The 22,853-nt window shown below is 64.8% G+C and carries 19 protein-coding genes and 2 pseudogenes; 7 read left to right on the top strand and 14 right to left on the bottom strand.

Annotation, left to right across the window (positions count from 1 at the left end):
- Positions 1–6 precede the first annotated feature (6 nt).
- A complete protein-coding gene (locus BLT60_RS19400) occupies positions 7–711 on the top strand; it encodes an ATP-binding cassette domain-containing protein (RefSeq protein ID WP_090879085.1) in 705 nt (234 codons plus the stop codon).
- Here BLT60_RS19400 and BLT60_RS19395 read toward each other — a convergent pair.
- The 3 genes from BLT60_RS19395 to BLT60_RS19385 form a co-directional block, all read right to left on the bottom strand.
- Positions 699–1,298: a CDP-alcohol phosphatidyltransferase family protein gene (locus BLT60_RS19395; RefSeq protein ID WP_090879083.1), complete on the bottom strand. Its 600-nt coding sequence runs from the start codon at positions 1,296–1,298 to the stop codon at positions 699–701. The genes BLT60_RS19400 and BLT60_RS19395 overlap by 13 nt on opposite strands.
- A gap of 42 nt (positions 1,299–1,340) precedes the next feature.
- The gene (locus BLT60_RS19390) at positions 1,341–2,162 is read right to left on the bottom strand and encodes a DUF547 domain-containing protein (protein WP_090879081.1); all 822 of its coding nucleotides are present in this window, start codon (positions 2,160–2,162) and stop codon (positions 1,341–1,343) included.
- A 175-nt stretch (positions 2,163–2,337) separates the two neighbouring features.
- On the bottom strand, positions 2,338–3,450 hold the full coding sequence (locus tag BLT60_RS19385; protein WP_090879080.1) for an alanine racemase: 1,113 nt from the start codon (positions 3,448–3,450) through the stop codon (positions 2,338–2,340).
- Positions 3,451–3,632: 182 nt separating this feature from the next.
- Between BLT60_RS19385 and BLT60_RS19380 the strand changes: the two genes are divergently transcribed.
- Positions 3,633–4,151, top strand: coding sequence for a hypothetical protein (locus BLT60_RS19380; RefSeq protein WP_090879078.1), 519 nt, complete (start codon positions 3,633–3,635; stop codon positions 4,149–4,151).
- A 371-nt stretch (positions 4,152–4,522) separates the two neighbouring features.
- Here BLT60_RS19380 and BLT60_RS19375 read toward each other — a convergent pair whose 3' ends face one another.
- The 5 genes from BLT60_RS19375 to BLT60_RS19355 form a co-directional block, all read right to left on the bottom strand.
- Complete coding sequence (locus BLT60_RS19375; RefSeq protein WP_090879076.1) at positions 4,523–7,666, bottom strand: Ig-like domain-containing protein; 3,144 nt, start codon at positions 7,664–7,666, stop codon at positions 4,523–4,525.
- A gap of 909 nt (positions 7,667–8,575) precedes the next feature.
- Entirely contained in the window at positions 8,576–9,478 is a 903-nt protein-coding gene (locus BLT60_RS19370; RefSeq protein WP_175478541.1) for a phytanoyl-CoA dioxygenase family protein, read from the bottom strand.
- A gap of 99 nt (positions 9,479–9,577) precedes the next feature.
- Positions 9,578–10,672: a sugar ABC transporter permease gene (locus BLT60_RS19365; RefSeq protein WP_175478540.1), complete on the bottom strand. Its 1,095-nt coding sequence runs from the start codon at positions 10,670–10,672 to the stop codon at positions 9,578–9,580.
- 105 nt (positions 10,673–10,777) lie between these two features.
- Positions 10,778–12,307: a sugar ABC transporter ATP-binding protein gene (locus BLT60_RS19360; protein WP_175478539.1), complete on the bottom strand. Its 1,530-nt coding sequence runs from the start codon at positions 12,305–12,307 to the stop codon at positions 10,778–10,780.
- Positions 12,308–12,384: 77 nt separating this feature from the next.
- Entirely contained in the window at positions 12,385–13,428 is a 1,044-nt protein-coding gene (locus BLT60_RS19355; protein ID WP_090879068.1) for a sugar ABC transporter substrate-binding protein, read from the bottom strand.
- A gap of 103 nt (positions 13,429–13,531) precedes the next feature.
- Between BLT60_RS19355 and BLT60_RS19350 the strand changes: the two genes are divergently transcribed.
- Together BLT60_RS19350 and BLT60_RS19345 are read left to right on the top strand one after the other, a co-directional pair.
- A complete protein-coding gene (locus BLT60_RS19350) occupies positions 13,532–14,407 on the top strand; it encodes a phytanoyl-CoA dioxygenase family protein (RefSeq protein WP_090879067.1) in 876 nt (291 codons plus the stop codon).
- Between the two features lie 79 nt (positions 14,408–14,486).
- Positions 14,487–15,539 carry a LacI family DNA-binding transcriptional regulator gene (locus BLT60_RS19345; protein WP_090879065.1) on the top strand — a complete coding sequence of 351 codons (1,053 nt, stop codon included), beginning with the start codon at positions 14,487–14,489 and terminating at the stop codon, positions 15,537–15,539.
- 14 nt (positions 15,540–15,553) lie between these two features.
- Here BLT60_RS19345 and BLT60_RS19340 read toward each other — a convergent pair whose 3' ends face one another.
- Together BLT60_RS19340 and BLT60_RS19335 are read right to left on the bottom strand one after the other, a co-directional pair.
- Positions 15,554–16,537 carry a HupE/UreJ family protein gene (locus tag BLT60_RS19340; RefSeq protein WP_425285037.1) on the bottom strand — a complete coding sequence of 328 codons (984 nt, stop codon included), beginning with the start codon at positions 16,535–16,537 and terminating at the stop codon, positions 15,554–15,556.
- Entirely contained in the window at positions 16,534–17,415 is an 882-nt protein-coding gene (locus BLT60_RS19335) for a peptidyl-prolyl cis-trans isomerase (protein ID WP_175478538.1), read from the bottom strand. Before BLT60_RS19335 ends, BLT60_RS19340 begins: the two co-directional genes overlap by 4 nt.
- A gap of 316 nt (positions 17,416–17,731) precedes the next feature.
- Here BLT60_RS19335 and BLT60_RS19330 point away from each other — a divergent pair, with 316 nt between their 5' ends.
- Positions 17,732–19,096 (top strand): DUF3300 domain-containing protein, encoded by a 1,365-nt coding sequence (locus BLT60_RS19330; RefSeq protein ID WP_139167898.1) that lies wholly within the window; start codon positions 17,732–17,734, stop codon positions 19,094–19,096.
- Positions 19,093–20,085 (top strand): DUF2950 family protein, encoded by a 993-nt coding sequence (locus tag BLT60_RS19325; protein WP_090879059.1) that lies wholly within the window; start codon positions 19,093–19,095, stop codon positions 20,083–20,085. Before BLT60_RS19330 ends, BLT60_RS19325 begins: the two co-directional genes overlap by 4 nt.
- Before the next feature lie 98 nt (positions 20,086–20,183).
- On the opposite strand, the gene BLT60_RS19320 is transcribed toward BLT60_RS19325, so the two are convergent.
- Positions 20,184–20,912 carry a hypothetical protein gene (locus tag BLT60_RS19320; protein WP_090879057.1) on the bottom strand — a complete coding sequence of 243 codons (729 nt, stop codon included), beginning with the start codon at positions 20,910–20,912 and terminating at the stop codon, positions 20,184–20,186.
- Between the two features lie 116 nt (positions 20,913–21,028).
- Positions 21,029–21,163: pseudogene (locus tag BLT60_RS24825) on the bottom strand (DUF6471 domain-containing protein); the annotation flags it as partial.
- A 60-nt stretch (positions 21,164–21,223) separates the two neighbouring features.
- On the opposite strand from BLT60_RS24825, the pseudogene BLT60_RS24820 reads away from it, so the two are divergent.
- A pseudogene (locus BLT60_RS24820) lies at positions 21,224–21,343 on the top strand (IS1595 family transposase); the annotation flags it as partial.
- On the opposite strand, the gene BLT60_RS19315 reads toward BLT60_RS24820, so the two are convergent.
- Both BLT60_RS19315 and BLT60_RS19310 read right to left on the bottom strand, forming a co-directional pair.
- On the bottom strand, positions 21,339–21,944 hold the full coding sequence (locus BLT60_RS19315; protein ID WP_175478537.1) for a protein-methionine-sulfoxide reductase heme-binding subunit MsrQ: 606 nt from the start codon (positions 21,942–21,944) through the stop codon (positions 21,339–21,341). The pseudogene BLT60_RS24820 and the gene BLT60_RS19315 sit on opposite strands and share 5 nt — an antisense overlap.
- Positions 21,945–21,996: 52 nt before the next feature.
- A complete protein-coding gene (locus BLT60_RS19310; protein ID WP_090879055.1) occupies positions 21,997–22,842 on the bottom strand; it encodes an SDR family oxidoreductase in 846 nt (281 codons plus the stop codon).
- Between the last annotated feature and the right edge of the window lie 11 nt (positions 22,843–22,853).

Below are 22,853 nucleotides of genomic sequence, written 5' to 3'. Positions count from 1 at the left end.
TCTCAGATGGAACTCGGCCTGAAAGGTGTCCGGATCTCGGTCGGCGACCGCGAACTGATCCCGCCGCTCGATCTGGCGATTCCGGCCGGCGAGGCCGTGACCGTCATGGGGCCAAGCGGGTCCGGCAAGTCGACCCTGCTCGCCTTCATCAGCGGGACCCTCGACCCGGCCTTTGCCGCCGTCGGTCGCATCTGCTTCGGCGGACAGGACATCACCGCCGTCAGGCCGGAGAATCGCGGCATCGGCGTTCTCTTCCAAGACGACCTGATGTTCCCGCACCTGTCGGTCGGCGGCAATCTGGCCTTCGGGCTTCCGTCGCAGATTCGCGGAAAGGCCAGGCGACGCGGCGTGGTCGAAGACGCGCTTGCCGATGCGGGACTGGCGGGATTCTTCGACCGCGACCCGGCGACCCTTTCAGGCGGCCAGAGGGCACGGGCGACGCTGCTTCGCACCCTTCTGGCAAACCCGCGCGCCCTCCTTCTCGACGAGCCGTTCAGCAAGCTGGACGTCGCGCTGAGGGGCGACTTCCGGCGCTTCGTCTTCGAGCATGCCGCGGCGCGCGACCTCCCCGTCCTGCTCGTCACCCACGACGAGTCGGACGCGGATGCGGCGGGCGGGCGGGTCCTGACGCTGTCGGCAACCAGCGGCATCGTGCAGGCCCGGCGGCCGAGACCGAAGGTCAGGCTCGGCGCGGCCGCTCAGGCAAACTGATGCGCCCACAGGAAATGCCCGATCACCGACACCCAGCCGATGGCTGCGAAGACGTAGGCCATGACCGCGAAATAATCCGGGAAGATGCAGATCAGGGCCAGGAAGATGGTCGACTCGGTGCCCTCGGCGAGCGCCGTATTGTAGAAGAAGCTCTTGCGAGAAGGCGGCTCGCGGGTGACGCCGCGCTTGGCGGCGATGATCGCCGCGGCGAGGAATGTCGAGCCGGTGCCGAGAAACGTGTAGATCAGCACTGCCGCGGGGATCGCGTTTTCCGGCCGGCCGATAGCGAAGGCCAGCACATAGCCCGAGTAGATGAGAAAATCGGCGACGATGTCGGCGAAGCCGCCGAAATCGGTGACCGTCGTCGCGCGGGCGACGGCGCCATCGACGAGATCCGCCAGCCGATTGAGCACGAGACAGGCAAGCGCCAGGCCATAGGCCTCCTGGGTCAGGGCGACGCAGCCACCGATACCGAAGGCGAATCCGACGACGGTGAGTTGCATGGCGGTGACGCCGCGGGCAGCCAGCCAGACACCGGCCCTGTCGACCGGCGCCTTGAAGAGACGGCGAAGCGTGTTGTCGATCATCGGAGCAAGGCCACCCGCGAAACCGGGCCGTTTGAGAAAGCCTCAGGCATCGTTCAACGACCAGTCGTAGTCATATCCGCCGATCCGTGACACGCCCGACAGCGCACTGGCCAGCGGCTCGGTGGCAAAGTCCTGGAGATGGCGGATGACACCCTTGTCGCTGGAGCCGAAGTCCTCCTTGTACCACTTGTAGAGGCTCGAAACCTCGAGCGATCCACCGTCTGACACGGCGGCGCCGCGCGGGTGATTGACGTAGGCCCGGGCGGCGGCGTCGAGGTCGGCATCGAGCGTGGCCGCCCGCCAGGCGGTGCCGACAAGGTTCGGGCAACCGATCGACGCGCAGTTCACCGCGTAGTGGACGCGGGGATCGCCAAAGGTCGGGCGCATGGTGCCGTGCTCGATGTCGTCGAGCGACATCGGCACGCCTTCGATCTCGACGAGCTTGGTGCGCCAGGGCCCGGAAAAGGCCTTGAGGTCGAAGCCGGTGCCGGTGCTCTTGATCGACTTGATCGTCGACACCGGATAGGCCCGCAGCACAACCCGCAGCGTCAGCGCATTGTAGAGATTGGCCCAGTAGGCGAAGGCAGTGGCGGCATCGAAGGTGGAGGGGCTGAGATTGGACTGCGCGCCGATGAACGCGTTCAGGTCCTGCAGGTCGGCATCGTTCGCCCGCCAGGCCGCATAGCGGACGCGGGTGACGCCATCCTTGCCCGGCACCACGTAACGGGCGAGCAGGGTGTCATAAGCCGCCGTCGACGCATCGCGGTCGTCGGCGACGGACGACCGGGCGAAGGCGGGCAGGACCTGCGGCGCGGCAAGCACAGCGCAGCCGACAAGCAGGGTGCGGCGGGTAAGTCTGGACATGAGCGGCGGGACCGACAAATTGGACTGCCCGGCCACCGTGACGCGGACATGCCCCGACCCTGAACGACCGGGGGATCACGGTCCACTCAAAGCATGGTGAAATACTGCCGGTGGCGCGGTGGCCGGATCGCGGCTGCGCGCCCCCGCTCCGATCGCAAGCAACGGCGGAGAATAACTACAATTGCGGCGCCGTACGATCTGGCATGCGCCCATCGACTGGGTGCCGCTCGACCCGGTCGCCGTCGACGAACCACAGCGTCGGATAGAGGTTGATGGTCGGGTCGATGTGGCTGGGCAGCAGGAAGGTCCTGTCGCCTATGGAGAGCGGGCTGTCCGGCGACACGGCGATGGCGGTGTGCTCGTCCGAAAGTTGCAGTGCCGCCGTCGTGTCGCCGACCCAGGTGGGCGGCCCGCGATCGACAGCGGTGTGCTTGAGGCCGACATCGAGGACGATCCGCTCCGGCGAGCGGTGGATCACGGTGGCGAGGCAGAACAGCGCCCCGGGATAGTCGAGGTCGGGGAAGGCGCCATAGGTCGTGTCCATCAGCAGATACGACCCAGCCTGGATGTCGGTCCAGGCGTCGAGTTCGCCGACGAAGGGCAGGTGCGCCGTGGCACAGCCGGCGACGATCGGCACGTCAATGCCGACCGCGCGGAGGCGCTCGACGGCCCGCCGGGTCAGCGTGTTGGACACGATCGAGGCTTCGCGACGGGCGACCGGGTCGATGACGCCGGTGACCTGCCCGTCATAGGACTGGAGTCCGTCGAAGCGCAGGACATCCGAAGCGGCGATCGCCGTGGCGAGTTCCACAAGGGCGTCGGACTCCACGCCCACACCGCAGCGGTTCATGCCGACCTCGATCTCGACCAGCACGCCGAACGAGACGCCGGCGCGGCGGGCGGTCGCCTCGAGCAAGGCGAGATGAACGGGCGCATCGACCAGCGCGGAGACCGAGGCAGCCCCGGCCGCCTCGGCGAGTTCCGCCAGCGCCGCCGGGTCGACGACCTGGTTGGTCACCATGATGTCGGAGACGCCCTGGCGCGCCAGGACGACCGCCTCCCAGGTCGTCTGGCAGCAGACGGTCGTCGCGCCATGGGCCAGTTGCAGGTGTGCGAGAGCAGTACACTTGTGCGCCTTGAAATGCGGTCGCAGCACCTGCCCCGGCGCCAGACTCGCAACGGCGCGGCGATGGTTCTGCCGCGCCCGGTCGACATCGACGACCAGCGCCGGCGTCGGCACCCCGGCCAGCAGGTCGAGGGACGGCAAGGCCCTTCTTGTCTCGGTCATATCCCTCTCCAGTCGTCGGTACGTGTCGGGAGTCCCTAGCGCGATTCCCGTTGCCGGCGGTAGCGAATACCGCCGTCGTCCTTTTCAAGGCCGGCCGATGCATTAAGGTCCGGGCAGCAAACCCGTGACGGTTCGGATGCACCGGGTTTGCAAGACGACTGTGCCGGAGAAGGAGACCATTCGTGACCGACACGACAGAAGATACCCTGCGGACGCGTCTCGGCAGGCTTCCCGGGCAGTTTGCGCTGGCCCTTGTCAATGCGACGGCGATCCTCGTCATCGTCGCCGCGATCCTCGCGCTGGCGGCCTTCGCCCGCGTCGAGCAGGCGGCGGGCAACGTCGCTGCGACAATGACCGATGCGGTGATGGCGCGCGTCGACGTCGATCCCGAGCAGCTGGTCGCGAACCTGCGGGACGTCACCGAGGACATCCGCAGCCTCAAGGTCGCGCTGGCCGAGGCCAGGGCCAATGGCACCCTGCTCCCCGAGGCACAGGCCGAGCGGCTGCAGGCGCGCCTCGACGCTCTTCAGACCGGGATCCGGCAATTGACCGAGACCCGGACGCAACTCTTCGACGAGGCGCTCGCAGGGATCGGCAACGCCATCGCCACTGGCCTCCAGGCGCTGAGGAACTGCACGCCGACCCTTGCGTCGGCCGCGCAGGAGAAGGAGCCGCCTGCCAGTTCATCCAGCGACCTGTAGCCAGCGCCGCAAGGTCGCGTTGCGGCAACGACAACGCCCGGTGGTTCCTTGTCGTTGCCGGTAGGCGACTTCGCCAGTCGCAAGGCCGGTGACATGAAGCCCGCAACGTGGCTTGACCCCGGCTTGCGCCAGCCGTTGCTGAAGCGGCAGTCCAGCAGGCGACCATCGTCGGCAACAGCCGAGATCGTGGACATCAAGGTCACCGGTATGGTGGGCGGGCTGCGGTACATCGACGGCGTCGACGAAGGTGGTGACCTGGTTCATCGAAGCAATTGCAAGACGGCGCTCACGCCCCGCCATGCCCGGCCGGGTCGGAGCCGGACCCAGTGGGCCGGTCTTGCCGCCTTCAGGTTCGCGAGCGTGGCTCGTCGTCATGGATCGAGCAAGACGCTCATGTCGGAATCGACGGCCACGGAAGCAACGACCCCGGTATCGCGGACAAGATCATAGAAGTCGAAACCGCCGCTGCCGGCGCCGTCGAGCGTCTTGCCCGACGCAACAAGCGTCCACGCGTAGCCCGGGACCGGACCGACACCATCCGGGTCGAAGCCGTCGAGATCCAGTGTGTCCCCTGCGTCGCCGAAAATGACGAGGCTCTTGTGGCTGCTCGCGCCGGAGAAGAAGGCGTTCGGCTTATCGGAGAAATGCAGAATGTCGAGGGCGCCGATGATGAGTGTATCGTTTCCCGTGCCCCTGACGTCGAAGACCTCGATGCCATCGATCCTGTTGTCGGCGATCAGCGAAAAATCGATGATCTCGCCCGATCCGGCGAAGACCAGCGTATCCGTCCCCGATCCACCATCGATTTTGCTGAAGGCAAGGTCGGCGATAGTGATCACGTCATTGCCGGCGCCGGCGCGGATCGCGTCACTGTTGCCGCCACCCGATAGCTGGTCGGCGCCGGCACCGCCGAGCAGGATTTCAGCAGCGCCGGTTCCTATCTTGATGACCGGGGCCGTCGAATTGCCGAAGGTGCCGCCGAAGAGAACGTAGGCCGTGCCGGGTCTGGTATCGAGCGCGCCACCATTCGGCGCGCCGACGACAAGGTCGTCAAAGCCGTCGCCGTTTACATCGCCGGCCGCGGCCACGCTCGATCCGGCGTTGTCGCCTCCCTGTTCGCCCTGGATGACGAAGCCGGTCGGAGCAGCGAGACTTGAGAGGTCGACGACTTCCCTGCCGTAGCCGTTGGAGGCGTCGAGAATGCCGAAACCCGAGACCTTGCCGAAAATCACGTAGGCGGCGCCCGCGTTTCCGGCCATATCGTCATCACGGGGCGCACCGACGATCAGATCGTCGAAGCCGTCGCCGTTGATGTCGCCCGCAGATGAGACGCTGTTTCCGGCAAGATCATGCGCGGCGCTGCCCTGTATGACAAAGCCATCCGCAGGGAGCAGGGTGGTGAGATCGATGACCTGGCGGTCATGACCATTGGTATTGTCGAGTTGGCCGAACCCACCTGCCTTGCCGAAAACGACATAGGCCTCGCCGGCATCGACTCCGCCGTCGTCCCCCCTGCGTGCGCCGATTATCAGGTCGTCGAAACCGTCACCGTTGACGTCACCCGCCGATGAGACGCTGTAACCCACATTGTCATTCGCGCTGTCACCCTGAATGATGAACCCCTGCGACGACGACAACGTGGTGAGGTCGACGACCTGGCGGCTGTGTCCGTTCGTAGTGTCGGCGACACCGAGTTCGGACTTCGAGCCAAATACGACGTAGGCCTCGCCGGCGTTGGTGCCGCCATCGTCGCCCTCGATCGCGCCCACGATCAGGTCATCGATACCGTCGCCGTTGATGTCGCCCGCCGATGAGACGCTCTGGCCGTTGATGTCGACCGCAGCGTCGCCCTGGATGATGAAGCCTTCAGCGCTCGACAGGCTTGTCAGGTCAATGACATTGCGGATATGGCCGGCGGTGTCGACGGGGGTACCGAAACCGGTCGTCGAGCCGAAAATCACATAGGCCTCGCCAGACCCGCTTCCGCCGTCGTCACCGCAGTAGGCGCCGACGACAACGTCGTCCAGGCCGTCGCCATTGACGTCGCCGGCAGAGGAGACGGCGTTCCCTGCGTGATCGACCGCGACGTCGCCAAGGATCACAAAGCCTTCGTCGGCGAGCAGGGTCGTCACGTCGATCACCTGGCGATCGTGGCCACCAGCGTTGAAAGTGGCGCCGAAACCCGAACCGGAGCCGAAGATCACATAAGCCTCGCCGGCGTGATAGCCGCCATTGTTGTTGAGCCGCGCGCCGACGATCAGGTCGTCGAAGCCGTCACCGTTTACGTCACCCGCCGACGACACCGTGCGACCGAGGCGGTTGTCGGCGGCATCACCCTGGATGATGAAACCTTCCGCGGCAGCAAGCGACGAAAGCTCGATCGTACCGAAGCCTCCGGCCTTGCCGAACACGACATAGGCCTCGCCTGCATCGACGCCGCCGTCGTCGCCATATCGCGCGCCGACGATCACATCGTCAAAGCCGTCGCCGTTGACGTCACCAGCGGACGAGACGCTCCATCCTGCCTCATCCCCCGCCGCATCGCCGTTGATGATGAACCCCTGACCTGACGAGATTGCGCCGAGGTCAACGACTGACGCGGAGCCGTCCGTGTCGATGGCATAGGTGTTCGACGTCGTCGTGCCGACGCCGGCGCCACCCGTCACGCCCGTGACCCCGGCGTTGTTCAGCGTGATGACGTTGCTCGTGTCGGTCAGGTCCGCAGTTGGCGTCAGCGTCGCCGTCCAGGTGGTACCGCCATCCAACGAAACAACCGGGCTCAGCGTACCGTTTTCGAGTGTCAAGTCCGCATTGTCGAAACCCGACACGGCCTGCGAGAAGGTGATTGTCACCAGCGACGTTTCCCCGGCCGTCAGCACCGTGTCTGCAACGACGATCGTGGCTGCCAGCGGCCCATCGTTGATCGTGACGGCCAGGGCGGCAGACGCCGGCCCCGTGTTGCCCACCTTGTCCGTCGCGGTCGCCGTGAACAGATGGGCTCCATAGGCGAGTCCGCCGGTAGTGAATATCCACACACCCGAACTATTTGCGACCGTGGAACCCAGGAGAGATGCCCCGTCCTTGATGGCCACTGTCGACCCTGCTTCCGCCAAGCCGGTCAGCGTTGGAGTCGCGTCCCTGGTGATGTAGCCGCTTGTCGGGCCCCCGGTATCGAAGAGGGAAACGAGAGCCGGCTGCGACGGAGCAACAGGCGCGGTCGCGTCGATCTCGACCCCGACCTGCTTCGAGACGCCACTCTTCCTGTGGCCGCTCTTGGCCTTTGCGCTGAAGTCGCTGTGACCGTCCGAAAGAGAGTCGGTTTCGAACTTCCACTTCCCCTTCTTGTTGGCTTTGACCATCCCGATCTTGATGCCATTCTCGTAGATGACGATCTTGGCGCGCGGCGCGGCCTTGCCCTTCAGGATCAGCGTATTGTCGGCTGTCAGTTCCCCGGCGCCGAGCGGTCCCGTGTCGGCCACGATCTTCTTGATTTTCGGCTTCTTCAGCCTGGCCATGGCTGCGCTCCGTGGCCCGGCGAGTGGCGAATCCACACACCGTTCGCGGTGCGGCGCGGTTGCGATACGCGTGATTTTGATCCGATGGCCATGGGCGCCCTCCTGGAGAGGAACCGGTCGTGGGTTCCGATGGTCAACGAAACGTTAACCGGTTGTGGCCCCCGACATCCAACACGTTACGTTGGCATGGTAAACGCGAGCGAGGCCTTAGGCCGCCGCTCCGCACCAAGTGGTGAGGCTCACAATTCTCCTGGTGGCGGTTGCTATGGCGGTAAGGCCGGTGGCGGCGGAGGCCATCCGGGATCGCCCGTTCTTGCCGATTTGATTGCCGCAACTGAACTGCGAGTCCACCCGCCGGGCGGCGGTCTCGCCGCCTGACATTTCGAGTCGATCTATATCTGTGCGGCGACGGCTTCCGCGGCCCGGGCGTCTTGAGTTCATATCAGGCGGAACGTGGGCCGGATGCACCGGCGCCGGCCCCGTACTGCCTTCGTTGGACACCTCATGCCGCCCGCCAACAGGTCCGGGCGCTTGCCGAAGGAGCGTGGGAGGATACGCCGCGCGGCCCCGGGCCCGTCAGGTGTTACGCGTACTCGGAGACCGTGGGGGCCACGACATCGAAATGTGATGCCGTCAGAGGTGACGGATCCCGACCTGCTTAATTATCGAGGGTATGCCGGAGCATGCGTTCGCGCCGTATCCGGGCGAGGTCATGATCACGATTCTGCCGGATCGGTGGCCGTGTTCAATTCCAGCAACTGGCATGGCGGCACGCAGAACAGGTCCGGTGCGCGTCGGCGCATGCTCCACCTCACCTACACCCGCCGCGACCTCAAGGATCTCCTGCGCTGGAGGGTGCCAAAGCCCTCCTTTTCGGAGGGCTTTGGGATACCGCAGCTGTTGGCCTGATCAGGCCTTTGTGCCGGGCGTGTCGGCGACTGCCCACTTGCGGGCTTCCTTCGGCATCGGGGGATAGCCGGTGATCTTCGGGTCGGCACCCTCGATGTCGAGAAGGTAGCGCTGGGTGTCGCTGGTCCGCGCCAGCAGCTCCGGCGTTACGTGGTCCCTCTCGACAAGCTGCTGCGGGACATCCCGGCGACCGATGAACAGATGAAGGATGCGACGCGGCTTGCCGCTGATGTTGGTCGTCCCGCCATGCCAGAGGCATGCGTTGATGACCGCCACCGACCCCGCCTTGCCGGTGACATGAAACTCGCCCGGATAGGTCGCCATGGGGTCCTTCGGCACTTTCGGAGCCGTCGCCTCGTCGATCTCGATGGTCTTCACTTCGCCCATGTTGATGTCGGGGACGTTGATCGACGACCATTTGTGCGAACCGGGGACGATCCGCGTCGGGCCGTTTTCCTCGGTCATGTCGTCGAGCATCACCATGCTGTTCACCCCGCGCCAGTCGGTGGCGTGGATGCGCGGCAGATCGCTGTGAAGGTGCTGCTGGCCGGAGCCCTTGCCCGGACTGCGCTCGTTGAGCGAACCGACGTGGATCTCGCCCAGCAGGTAATGCGCGGCCGCGAGCGTCGGGGCACAGGTGAGGCACCGATCAAAGGCCGGCGACTTGTTGAACAGGTTGGAGAGCCGGCTTGCACCCGGCTCGATGTGCACCTCGTGGCCACCGAACTCGCCTTCGATGGCCGCCAGCCGGTCGACTTCGTCGCGCATCTCGGCCACTTCCTCCGGCGAGAAGACGTTCTCGACGATGAAGTAGCCCTGTTCGTCGAGGAGTCTCTTCTGCTCGTCGGTCAGCGGGCCGATGCCCAGCTCGTCGAGCGCCTGGGCAGTATTCTCGATGGTCATTGTCATCCTCCTTGGTTTTCACCCTGCATCACCGGGTGCTCGCGAATGCGATCACCGTTTTCGCCGCCGGGACGGCCATAGCCGCCTCCGGCGCGTTCCTCAGCCTCTTTGCGACCGCTTGTTCAGGGCCCGATCCATCGCCAGCGCGAGGAGCAGCACCATCCCCTTGACGACCATCTGGACGAACGAGGAGATGTTCAGAATGCTCATGCCGTTATCGATGGTGACGAGCAGCGCCGCGCCGACGATGGCGCCACCCACCGTGCCGATACCGCCCCGCAGGGACGTTCCGCCGATCACGGCGGCGGCGATCGCATCGAGTTCGAGATAGAGACCCGCAGTCGGCGTCGAGGCGCTCAGTCGCGCGGTCATCAGCGTACCGGCGATGCCGTAGAGCGCGCCCATGATGAGGAAGCCGCCGACGAGGTGATGCTTGATCGAAATGCCGGCAAGGTGGGCGGCTTCGCGGTTCGAGCCGATGAGGTAGGCGTTGCGGCCGAATTCGGTCCGGGTCATCAGGAACCAGAGAACCACGCCGCAGCCGAACACCCAGACCAGGGCGACCGGGATGCCGCGATAGCCGACGAAGATCCATGTCGCGAATGCCGCGACCGCGGCCAGAAGCGCGACCTTGACGATCAGCAGCGGGACATTGGCGTTGCCGGTTTCGCGCGCCGAGGAACGGCTGGCGAGGACCAGCAGCAGGACGCCGATCGCGAAAAGGGCGGCCATGACCCCATAGGTCACGGTGGGGGGTATGAACCCCTCGCTCAGCGCCGAGTAGGACTCGCTCATCGGCGCGAGCGTCGCGGCATCGGTCAGGTAGTAGCCGGCGCCCCGGAAGGCGAGCAGGCCGGCCAGCGTCACGACGAAGGACGGGACCTGGACGCCCACCGTCCACGCGCCCTGCCAGGCGCCGAGCAGCAGCCCGACCGCGACCGTTGCCACGACCGTGCCGAAGGTGCCGACGCCGAATTGCAGTTGCAGGATCGCCGCCGCCACGCCGCAGAGATAGACGGCGCTGCCGATCGAGAGGTCGATCTCGCCCTTGATGATGAGGATCGACACGCCCATTGCGACGACGGCGACAATCGCCCCCTGCCGCAGCAGGAGTGTGAGGTTGCGCGGGGTCAGGAAGATGCCGTCCGAGGCGATGTTGAAGGCGAGAAACAGCAGGATGAAGACAATCACCATCGGCAACACCTGGCGACCGCCAAGGGAAGACATCATTGCTGTGACGGAGCTTGTCGATGACGCGCTACGCGCCGAAGGCCGGGTTATCTCGGACATGGGGATCGCCTATGCTGCCGCCGCGTCGCCGGTGGCCGCCGCCATCAGTTGATGGCGCGTTGCCCCGGCCGGAAATTCGCCGGTGATCCGGCCCTTGTACATGACGAGAATCCGGTCGGATTCCTCGACGATTTCTTCGAGATCGCTGGAGATCATCAGGACGCCGCGTCCCGATTCCGCGAGCTCCCTGAGGATGCGGTAGAGTTCGAACCGCGCGCCGATATCGACGCCATAGGTCGGCTCATCGACGATCAGGACGGTCGGATCGGTCGCCAGCCATCGCGCCAGCAGGACCTTCTGCTGATTGCCGCCGCTGAAGTTCTCGACATTGGCCGTGAGGGTGAGCGGGCGAAGGTCGAGACGCCTGGCGAGGTCGAGGTTGCGCTTTCGCTCCTCGGCCCGGCGGATGACGGAATAGCTCGAGACCTCGCTTATGCTCGCCGCGCTGATATTGGCGAGGACGGTCTGGCCCTCGATCAGGCCCGAGCGCTTGCGGTCCTCGGTCAGCATCGCCAGGCCCCTGGCGATCGCCTCCTTCGGACTTCGGGGTCGCTGGTGACCGCCGTGAATCTCGACGTTGCCGGTGACCTCGCCGTCCCAGGCGCCGAACACCGCCTTGGCGAGTTCCGTCCGTCCGGCGCCGACCAGGCCAAACAGCCCGACAATCTCGCCGCGGCGAATGGTCAACGAGACATCGTCGACCAGCGGACGCAACTCCGACTGCGCGCTGCGGACGGTGAACGAGGAGACGGAAAGCAGGACTTCGCCATCGGTGCGCGCCGGCTTTCGCTCGCGCTGCTTCGGATCGCGACCGATCATGGCGCGGACGAAGGCTGCCCGATTGCCCTTGACCTCGGAGGTCTCCTTGACGACTTCGCCGTTGCGCATGACCACGACCCGGTCGGCGACGGTTTCGATCTCGTCGAGCCGGTGGGTGATGTAGATGGTAGCGACGCCAGCCGCTCTCACCTGCTCCATCTTCTCGAACAGGTGCAGCGCTTCTCCCTCGGTGAAGGAGGCGGTCGGTTCGTCGAGGATCAGAACCTTCGCCGCCGACTTGTTCACCGCGGCCGAGATCATGGCCAGGCGTTGCTCGGAAGGACTGAGGGTCGAGGCCGGGGCGCTCGCGTCGACATCGAGCTGAAAGAAGTCGAGCCACTCCCTCGATTGCCGCCTCATCTCGACCCGGTCGATGACGCCAAGACGCTTGGGGAGCCGCCCCATCAACATGTTCTCGGCGATGCTGAGATTGGGCGCGACGTGGAGTTCCTGCGGCACCAGCACGATGCCGGCATTCTCGGCCTCGCGAATGCTGCGAAAGGCGGCTTCCTTCCCGCCGATCCAGATCGAGCCCTCGTAGGTCCCGGCCGGATAGACGCCGGCCGCCACTTTCATCAGGGTCGATTTTCCGGCGCCATTCTCGCCGATCAGGGCGACGGTCTCGCCGGCAGCGACCTCGAAACTCGCGGCCTTGACGGCCGCGATGCCGCTGAACAGCTTGGTGACGGCGTCGATGCGGAGCGCAACGCTTGTGCCCATGTCTCCCTCGCAGGCGTGCTTGAGGCGCATTGCCAATCGCCCCGCCCGGTTACCCGGGCGAGGCGACCGGATGGCTCTTACTTGCAGGCGTCGGGATCGTCGAAGACCTCTTCGACGGCGGTCCAGCCGTCGGGAGCGCCACCGTTGATGAAATCACAGAGGTTGTCCGCGTTGATCTCTTCGACAACGACCAGATGGGTCGGCACGTCGCCGGCGCCCATGTCGACCATCTCCGCGTATTCCGGCGTCTCGCCGCGCGCGAGTGCTGCTGCCGCCTTGACCGCCGCATAGCCCTGATCGTCGAGATCGGTCCATACGGTCATCGTCTGCGCGCCGTCGGCGATCAGCTTCAGGTTGGGCGACTCGGCGTCGAGACCCGACACGAATACCTTGCCCTGCAGATCGCGTCCCTTGAGCGCCTGGATGACGCCGGTCGCCATCCCGTCATTGGCGACGACGAATGCCTTCACGTCGTCATCGTTGGCCGACAGGATGTTCTCGGCGTTGGACAGCGCGGTATCGGGGCTCCAGCCCTGGATGAACTGGTCGAAGACGATATTGACGCCATCGGCTTCACCGAGGATTCGGTCATAGGAGGCGGCAATCGCCTGGGCGACGTCGTTGCCGGGATCGCCCTTCACAAGGGCGTAGTTGCCGTCGCCGCCAAACTTCATCGCGGCGTTGGCCTGCAGTTCGCCGACCAGCGAGTTGTTGCGCATGACGAAATAGTCGAGCTTGGCGGTCGACACGCCGATGTCATAGCCGACCACCGGAACGCCCGCTTCCTTCGCCGAACGCACGATCGCCCCGGCCGCTTCACTGTCGACCGGGATCAGGATCAGCGCGTCGGGCTGCTGGCTGAGAAGATTCTCGACCTGGGATTTCTGGGTCGACGGATTGTCGTTGGCATACTGGAAGACGAGCTTGACGCCCTGGCGTTCTGCTTCACGCTCCATGGCCGCCCGGTCAAAGGCCCAGCGCCTCTGGACCTGGGTCTTCATGGCAACGGCGATCGTGATGTCATCGTCGGCCGCATAGGCAGCGTCCGGCGCGGCCATCAGGCCTGCGGCAAATGCGCCCGAAACGCCCAGCAGAGTCAGTTTGGCGAGCTTGGAACTCATTGATATCCTCCCATTCCGTAGCTTATTGATTATAAGTGCGTGTCGTGCATAACGTTTAGCTAAACGTTTCGTCAAGCTCTAAAGTGGAATTCGGGAGGAAGCCATGTACACCAAGCAGGCCTTGCACAATCTCGGCATCAGTATGGGTTGCCTGTCGGCAACCCAGAAAAAGCAGCTCGATGACGAGGGTTATTTCATCGTCGAGAATGTCCTGTCGGCGGGGGAAATCGGCGCGATGCGCGATGCCTTCGAGCAGATCCATGCCGCCGAGGCGGAAGAAGGCGGCCATGAGGTCCATGTCGAGCCCGGGGCCCGCCGCGTCTCGAATATCTTCAACAAGACGACCGCCTTCGACAGATGCCTGGCGATTCCCGAGGTCCTGGCCGCCTCGGCCTACACCTTGGGCGAGATCAAGCTTCACGGCGCCAATCTGCGCGATCCGGTCAAGGGCTACGGCCAGCAGGATCTGCATGTCGACGTGCCGAAGAAATTCGACGGCGACTGGTGGGTCGTCAATTCGATGATCATGTTCGACGACATGACCCTCGAGAACGGGCCGACGCGGATCGTGCCCGGCTCGCATCACTGGGCGCCCATCAACGTGCCGGTCGTCAATATCGGCGACTGGGAACCGGAACCGCTATCGCCGGAGGATGCCGCGCGCGTCCCCAAGGACCTCGGCGCTCCCTATCCCGGCGAACTGCTTGTCGAGGCGCCGGCGGGATCAGCCATCATCTGCAACTCGTCGATGTGGCATTCGGGAACGCTGAAGACCGGCGACGCTCCTCGTCGCATGCTGCATCTCACCTATACGCGGCGCGATCTCCCGCAGCAGTTGCTGCAACTGGATTACCTGACGCCGGAACTGTACAACCGGATGGGGCCCGAGCAACGCTTCCTGATGGAGATCGAACCTCCGAAATCCGGAGACGGAATCCTGCGTCAGCCCAAGAAGGACCATAAGGGCTGGTGGAACTAGGTGCCGCATTCACCACCCGGGTTCATGCGACTTAAGGTGCGGCGCCAGTCGCACGCATGACGGGAGGGGGATAAAGACTATGGCCACCATGAAGGACGTGGCGAGGCGGGCCGGGGTCAGCATTGCGACCGTGTCCGCCGTCGTGTCGGGCGGGGCTTACGTCAGCCCTCCCCTGAAGGCTCGCGTGCAGGCGGCGATCGCCGAGCTCGGCTATGCCCGCAACGCCATGGCGCGGTCCCTCAAGCAGGGAAACTCCTCGCTGATCGGGCTGGTGGTGCCGGATATCACCAATCCGCTCTTCACAACGCTTGTCGATCGTATCCAGAAGCTGGCCGCCGCCGAGGACTACAGCGTCCTGCTCGGCCTGACCGACCACAACACCGGCGCGCTCGAGCCGGACGTCCTCGGCCTGATGCGCTCCCACCAGGTCGCCGGCACCATCATGTGCCCGACCGGTGCCGCGTCGGCCTATGCCACGATCGGCGAGACCGTCGGCAACATGAAGCTCGTCTTGGTGGACAACGCCTCCGAGGCGCTGGACGTCGACTCGGTTGTCGTCGACAACGCGATGGCGTCGGCGCTTGCCGCGCGACACATCCTGTCGCACGGGCATGAGCGCATCGCCGTGATCGCCGGATCCTCGCACCAATACGTCGCCCAGGAGCGCCTGAAGTCGTTCAAGCGGGTGCTCGCCGAGGAGTCGGTGATCCTCGACGACGACCTGGTTGCCGACGGCGACTTCCGCGAGGAGGAGGCCTATGCCGCCGCCCGCCGGATCCTGACCGGCCCGACACGGCCGACCGCGATCTTCATCGCCGGCAACCTGATGATCATCGGCGTCATGCGCGCCATCGCCGAACTGGGACTGCGCGTGCCGGACGATATCTCGGTCGTCGGCATCGACGACTTTTCCTGGGCCGCCGCTTTCCAGCCGGCCCTGACCGTGGTGCGACAGCCCATCGTCGACATGGCGACGACGGCGTTCGATCGCCTGCTGGCGCGCATCCGGGGCGACGACGGCCCGCTGCACCGGGATGTCCTCGTGCCCGAACTGGTCGTCCGCCAGTCGTGCGGGACGGTCCCCGAACACCGCGGCCTCGAAGAGCGGACCCTGACCGCCGTTACGGACTGACGCGCCCGGCCAGCTCAGAAACTCGCCAGCCGTTCGACGAACCAGAAGGCGGCGATGCCACCGATGCCATAGGCGGTGGCGGCGCGGGCCCAGCGAAGGCGTGCTCCGGTCGCAAGTCGCACCGCGGCCATCAGCAGGATCACCACGGCGACGAAGACCAGTTGCCCCGCCTCAACGCCGAGATTGAAGGTGAACAGGGCCAGCGGCACGTCGACCTGCGGCAATCCTATGTCGCGCAGGGCGCCACCGAACCCGAAGCCGTGCAGGAGGCCGAACAGGAAGGCGATCAGCCACGGATAGCGGATCGACAGATCGGTCCGCCCCCGGCTCGCCCGGATGATCTCGCTTGCGACGACAACGATCGACAGCGCGATCGCCGCCTCGACCGGTGGCTGCGGCACGCTTGCCCAACCCAGGGCAGCGAACGCGAGGGTGATGCTGTGGGCGATGGTGAAGGCCGTGATCGTCTCGACGAGCGTGCGCAGGTCGCGGATCAGGAGAAGCAGCGCCAGCACGAAAAGCAGGTGGTCGAAGCCGAACAGGATGTGCTCCAGGCCGAGAAGGAAATACGCCCCCGCGGTATTCCAGGCGCTCGGCGACGCGACCACCAGGAAACCCGGCTTGTCGTTGGTCAGCCGGGCCGACTGGGTCGTGCCATCGGCATTCTCGATCCGCACGAGAACATCGGTGTAGGTGGCGACCAGTCCCTCGACCGCGATCGTATGACCGGCGAGTCCGCCGTCGCAGCGCACCGGCCACCGGCTCGACAGCCCGGCTCCGGTATCGCTGACCGTGCGTGGCCCGGTCTCCTCGCATGTGTCGGGAAGGACAACGTCGATCGACAGCCGCGCTTCGCCGAGAGCCGGCACCTTCCACAGCACACCGTAGGTGTCCGGCGCCGTCTCGATCATTTCGAGAAATGCCGGACGCAGCTCGTGGGCCGTTGCCGACGCGGCTGCAACGACAATGCCGAACAGTGCGGCGAGGATGAGCTTCACTGGACCGCCGGGGCCGCGTCGACGCTGGCCGCCTGTTCGTCGGCAGGCTCCACGACGACGGAATATTGCGTCAGGAGTTCGCCATAGCGCTCTTCGATGATCTCGCGTCGGCGCTCCTCCTCCCAGTCGCGGCGGACGTTGTCGATGACCTCGGCGAGGACGGCCGCGCGGGCCTCCTGCTTTTCGTCGACGTTGACGAGATGCACCCCGAAGGTCGAACGGACCGGGCCGCTCCATTCGCCAATCGGTGCCGCGAGAAGAGCCTCGGTAAATTCCACACCGAATGTGCTGGCGATCTGCGCGGTGGATGACAGCGGCATGGCGCCCGGCAGCATGGTGCGGTCGCCGAGCTCGGCCGCGTCGACACCGTCGCGGATCACGGCCAGGGCCTGTTCCGCCGCCGCGGCCGTCGTGTCGCCACGCGTGCCGGGATCGAAAAAGACCTGCTCGAAGGCAATGCGCGCCGGTATGTCATAGCCATCGGCATTGGCGGCGAGATACGCTTCGAGTTCGCCGTCTTCGGGCGCCAGCTGCGCCGCGCTCGGCTCCATCAGGAATTCCATTTTCTGCTGGAGGCGCCGTCGGAAGACCGTGTCGTCCTCGTCGAGGCCGAGCTTGCGGCCCTCGCGATAGTAGACCTCTTCCTTGACGTAGGCATCGATCAGCGCGTCGAGTTCGTCCTGCGTCGCAGGCCGTTGCCAGGTGCGGGAGAACATCTCGTTGAGCTGGGCGATGCGGCCGGCGGACACCACGATCGCATTGCTGGTCTCCGGCTCGACCGGATCGTCCTGCAAGACCGCGTAGCCGGCGAAGATCACGACGCCCATGATCAGGAACTGGATGATCGGCTCACCGAAGAAGCGACGCAACAAACTCATTTCATGGCCCCGTGTTCTGACCTTTCTTCTGGTCGGCGTCGTGCCGACTTCATCGGGCAGGCGATGCGGTGAGATAGCGCCATCGGCGCCGCGGCGACAGTCTGGCCGATGATTGAGCCAATATCGAGTCCACCCGGTTCGGCAAGGCATGAACCGGCTGATCCCCGCAATTCCCGCTTGCCAGCGAGCCATCAGCGGAAGCCCGCCCTGTTTTTGGGGGGGTAGTGACAGGATTGATGATCCGCTACCAAAGCGTCAGGATTGTTGACAGGCGCTCCCGTTGGCGGAACGGGGCGACGACCGAGGAGGCGATTTCATGCGTGATCCGGGAATTCGGCCGCTGGCCTTTGCCCTTGTCCTGTTGCTCGCGGCGCCGGTTGGAGGATTTGCTCAATCCGAATCCGAGGCGGAGCCTGCCGCCGTCGCCGACGGAGAGGTCGCGGAGGATGAGGGCGCGCCGCTGACGGAAGACGAGCTCGAAGTCGTCGTCGCGCGAATCGCGCTCTATCCCGACGAACTGGTCGCGCTGGTCGTCGCCGCGTCGCTCTATCCCCTGCAGATCGTCGAGGCGGCGCGTTACCTCGACAAGCTCGACGCCGAGCCGGACCTCGAGCCGGACGCCGATTGGGACGGCAGCGTGATCTCGCTGCTCAACTACCCCGATATCGTGCACATGATGAGCGACGATCTCGACTGGACACAGTTGGTCGGCGACCTCGCCATCAACCAGCAGAAGGATATGCTGGTCGCCATCCAGCAACTGCGCGACGAAGCGGTCGCCAGTGGCGTTCTCCAGTCCAACGATCAGACGGTGGTCGTCGAGGACAACGACAATATCGTGATCGAGTCGCCCGACCCCGAAATCGTCTACGTCCCCACCTACCCGCCGGAGATGCTCTACGATCCGACCTACGTCGTCCCGGCGACGCCGATCGTCTATTCCGCCCCCTACCCGTCCTACTACTATCCGTCCGCCCGGTTCTGGACCGGCGTCGCGACGGGCGTGGCGACGGCGGCCGTGTTCGGCGCGGTGGTCGACTGGAACGACTGGGGCACCTGGGGTGGCAAGGTCGATGTCGACGTCGATATCGACAAGATCAAGATCGATCGTGGCGACAAGATCAATTTCAAGGGCGGCGACAAGAACTTCAACGTCAAGAATGTCGACCGGTCGAACGTCTCCATCGGCGACCGGACCATCAACAAGACCGAAGTGAAGAATAACCTCAAGGGCAATGACTTCAACAGGGTCTCGAACAAGGTCGACAGGAAGACCGTCGACAGGAGCCATGTCACACAGGTGACCAAGGGCAAGGACGTCCGGACGAATGTTCAGGCCGGGCTGAAGAACACCGCCGCGGCGCCGAAGACGCCGATCAGGAAACCGCCGGCGGCCGCCAGCCGGCCGAAGGCGAAACCACCGGCCGCGGCAAGTCGCCCGGCCGCGAAGCCGGCAGCCGCCAAGCGGCCGACCACCAGCGAGTTGAAGAAGAAGGCAACGGCGACAAAGCCCGGCGCCCGGCCGGACCATCGGCCGAGCAAGCCTTCCCTTCTCGGCAACCCGGGAAAAGGCAAGCCGGCCAGCATCTCGTCGAATCGCGGCCATAGCAGCCGCGGTGGCGGCATACGCGGCGGGAGCCCCAGAGGGGGCGGAATCAAGCGTGGAGGAGGTCGGCGATGAGCACCACAAGCATCAGCGCGGCACAGCAGGTCGCGAAGCCGATCCGCCGCCCGCGTCTCCTCATCCTGGCCGCGGCAACCTTTCTTGCCTTGCAGCCGGTTGCGATGAGTCCGCAAGCGATCGCGCAGGACCAGGGGCATCCCTGGGACGCGTATGTGGGTGAAGGGTCGCCCGGCTTCGAGGATCCGGCCGCGCTTGTCGATGCGTTCGCGGCGGGATTGGCCGCTGGCGACATGGAAGCAACCGTCGGGATCCTCGGTCTCGCGCCTGAGGCGATCGATTCAAATGACTTCGACGCGCAATTTGCGCGCGTCCGCGATGCGGTAGAAGAGCGGGTCATTCTCGAAGATGCCGGGGAGGACCGCGTGATCCTGCTCCTCGGCCGCGACCTCTGGCCGTTTCCGTTTCCGGTGGTCCGCGAGGACGCCGCCTGGTCCTTCGATACCGAGGCGGGCCTGGACGAGATCGTCAATCGCCGGATCGGGGAGAACGAGATCCAGGCGATCGCGACGTCTCGCGAGTATGTGACGGCGCAGGAAGTCTACAGGGAAACCGACTGGGACGAGGACGGCGTCCTCGAATTCGCCCAGCAGTTGATCAGCACCCCGGAGACATTCGACGGGCTCTACTGGCCTTCGGGCGAGGGTGTCCCGGCGAGCCCCGCAGGGGCATCCATCGAGGAAGGCGCACTGCCCGACGAGCCCGGAGACGGTTACTTCGGTTACCGTTTCCGCATTCTCACGGGCCAGGGCGACAACATCGCTGGCGGCGCCTACGACTACGTCATCAATGACAACATGATCGCTGGCTTCGGGCTGATCGCCTGGCCGGTGTCCTACGCGGAGACCGGGGTCAACACCTTCGTCGTCAACCAGTACGGCACGGTCTACGAAAAGGACCTCGGCGAGGATACCGACGCCCTGGCCGCGGCGATCGCGTTATTCGATCCCGACGACTCCTGGTCGATCGTCACCGAGGTCACCCACTAGCCCGGCATTCGGTATCAAACGCACCTAGCCCAAGAGCGGGCCATGACTAGCCCGCTGGAGGCTGCGGTGTAGAGCGCGCGGCCATGTGGGCCGTGCTGCTAGTCAGCCTCATTCCCCTCATCGCAGACTTCAATGTCCTCGCTGTCACGGGCAACGCTCCGGTGCGTGAACATTGTGCGGAACCGAGTCGTGCGGGCTTTGCCGAAGGCATCTCGGTAGCGCACGTCCCCCACGATATAAATCGCTTGCTGGCCATTGGTGATGCTAGCTACTTCGGGAGCGGTGAGGGGGTGGTCCTCCATCGTTACATGCTTGTAGAGGACTGCTCCTGGTCCCGCGACGCCGTCCGAACCAGCATCGGTAAGTTCTGGTGGTTCGGAAAAGGCGGCCCCTGTGGGTGGGGGATAAGGACCGATTCCAACGTGCATTTTCGTCCGGACGCCATGCGCAGGCGTCTGTCCGGAGTTTATGAGCGACACGACAGCGTGGGCATGTTTGCCTTCGCCAAAGTTCTTCAAGGCACCGCCTTTGACCACCACGTAAGCGCGGCTTTGCACCTTGCCCATCCGGCGGGTGACAGCGACGGCGCTTCTCGCCGCCTTGTTCGCTTGGCGTGTCAGAAAGAGCGTCACAATCAGCAGAAAAGTGCCGAGGCCGACGAATATCGTTTGCCATAGGGAATAGTCGGCCATCTTTTTGGTGGCCCTATTCATTCTCTGCTGGGCAATAAGGTCGTGCTTCTCGCGTTTTTCGGAACGCTTTTCGCGGCGTTCTCGGACCTTAGCGTCGGACTTCTTCTCGATTATCTCGACCGGAAGCGCCCACAACGGATCGTTGGCTGGACCCTGGTCCGCGTTTGTCTTCCCTTGTCCGTTGGGACTTTCGTTTTGTTGGGCGCTTAAATTTAGGCCCAGCCCTGCGAGAACTACTCCGAACGCAATTGTTACGATCCAAGCGCGCTTAAACATTGGGGCAGAAAGGCGGCGGTGAACTTCCCACGGCTGACCTTGTTTCTCAGATTCCGTTCGTCCTCAGTTACCCCTAATGATTCCAGCCTTTCGACCAATTGGGAATAGGTAGCATTCTGACGGCCCTGCCGATTGTCTCAGACCGCGTCGGTTGCCTGTCTCGCGTCTTCGCTGACGAAGGCGCGCATTGGCATCGCCTAATTGCCGGCTTCGACACCTAACGGATCAATCACAGCGAGGCCTATTCCATCGACGGTCTCTCGACCAATCAGGCCGAAAGCTACTTTACGCTATTCTCAATTGTCGGCGCTGAAGGTTGGACCAGACCCGATAGGCCTCCAATGCCGCCAACGGCACGAAGTGCACCAGCGCGCCGCCGACCCCGCCCCAGTCGTGAAGGGCGGCCCAGTGGAGAAGCGTGAACAGCGCGGCAACGTAGACCAGGCGCTGAAGGGGCTTCCAGCGTCGGCCGAGCGTCCGGACCCAGCCATCGGTGGAGGTCACCGCCAACGGCACGAAGATCAGGAAGGCAACCCATCCGGTCCAGATGTAGAGCAGGGATATCTCGGCGCCTGTGAAGGCGACCGCGCCCTCGTCGATCAGGTAAAGCGCCGCATGCAGCGCGGCGTAGCCGAAGGCGGCCACCCCGAGATAGCGCCGCCGCTTCATCAGCCATCGCGGACCGCGCCATCCCTTGAATAGCATTGTCAGCGGCGTGATCATCATTGCGATGATCATGAACCGCGCGGCGAATTCGCCACTGGGATGCAGAACCTCCTGCACCGCATCCGGATCGCCGGAGGCAAGCCCCGCGATCATCGGAATGCCTGGCAGGCAAAGCAACGCCCAGAAGGTGTAGGGGTGATTCAGAACTGATTTCAGGGTCGGCATGTTCAAGCTTTCAAGCGGTTTTCGTCGAACGCTGCGCGGCAGCGTCTGAAGGCTAGGTGGTCAGGGAGCGAAAATAGTCGTCCCAGCCTTGATGCGGCCGGCCCGCCACGGCTTCGAAATCGCCTGGCGTGTCGTTGGCGCCAAGACGGATGCCGTCGTAGATCCCGGCAATGACCTGACCGAGGAATGGGCCGAGTTCGGCGGTCCGGTCCGCCGCATACGCGGCTGAGGACATGGCGCGATAGATCAACTGCGTCCCGAATGCACCGTTCAGGTAGCTGACCAGTTGCGACTGGGTGATCGGCGTGCCGTTGAGGTTGACGGTCTGTCGATCGTGATCGGACCGGGTCAGGAGCCGTACGTAGGCGAGGGCCAGCTCCGAGCGGGTCGTGTAGCCGCATCTGCCATCGCCGGCGCTGTTCGCGATCTCGCCACGCTTGCGGTAGCTCTCGATGTAGTCGACGTCCGGCTCGATGTAGATGCCGTTCCGGCCAATGGCCCAGTCCATCCCGCTGGCGCGAATATCGGCCTCGGTCTGGCGGTTGCTCTGGACCACCGGCGAGAAGCTGGTGCCCTCCTCCGGTCCCTGGATGCTGGTGTAGACGATCTTGCCTACACCGGCCTGCCGGGCGGCCTCGATCACGTTGCGGTGCTGCTCGATGCGCTTGTCCGGCGCGTCCATGCCGGAGACCAGCAGCAGCGTATCCACGTTGGCCAGCGACGTCCGGATCTGGTCGGGCTGGCCATAGTCGCCCGGCCGCACTTCGATCCCAAGCCCAGAGGCCTTTTCGGGTGACCGCGCCAGTCCGATGACGGGGCCGACACCCGGCGAAGCGCCAAGCTTGCGTATGATTTCCGCGCCGAGCTGGCCTGAAGCGGCGGTGACTGCGATTGTCATGGTGCGACGTC

Origin of the sequence: Bauldia litoralis, assembly GCF_900104485.1 — a bacterium.
GTDB classification, from domain to species: domain Bacteria; phylum Pseudomonadota; class Alphaproteobacteria; order Rhizobiales; family Kaistiaceae; genus Bauldia; species Bauldia litoralis.
This window is presented reverse-complemented; position numbering and strand designations above follow the sequence as displayed.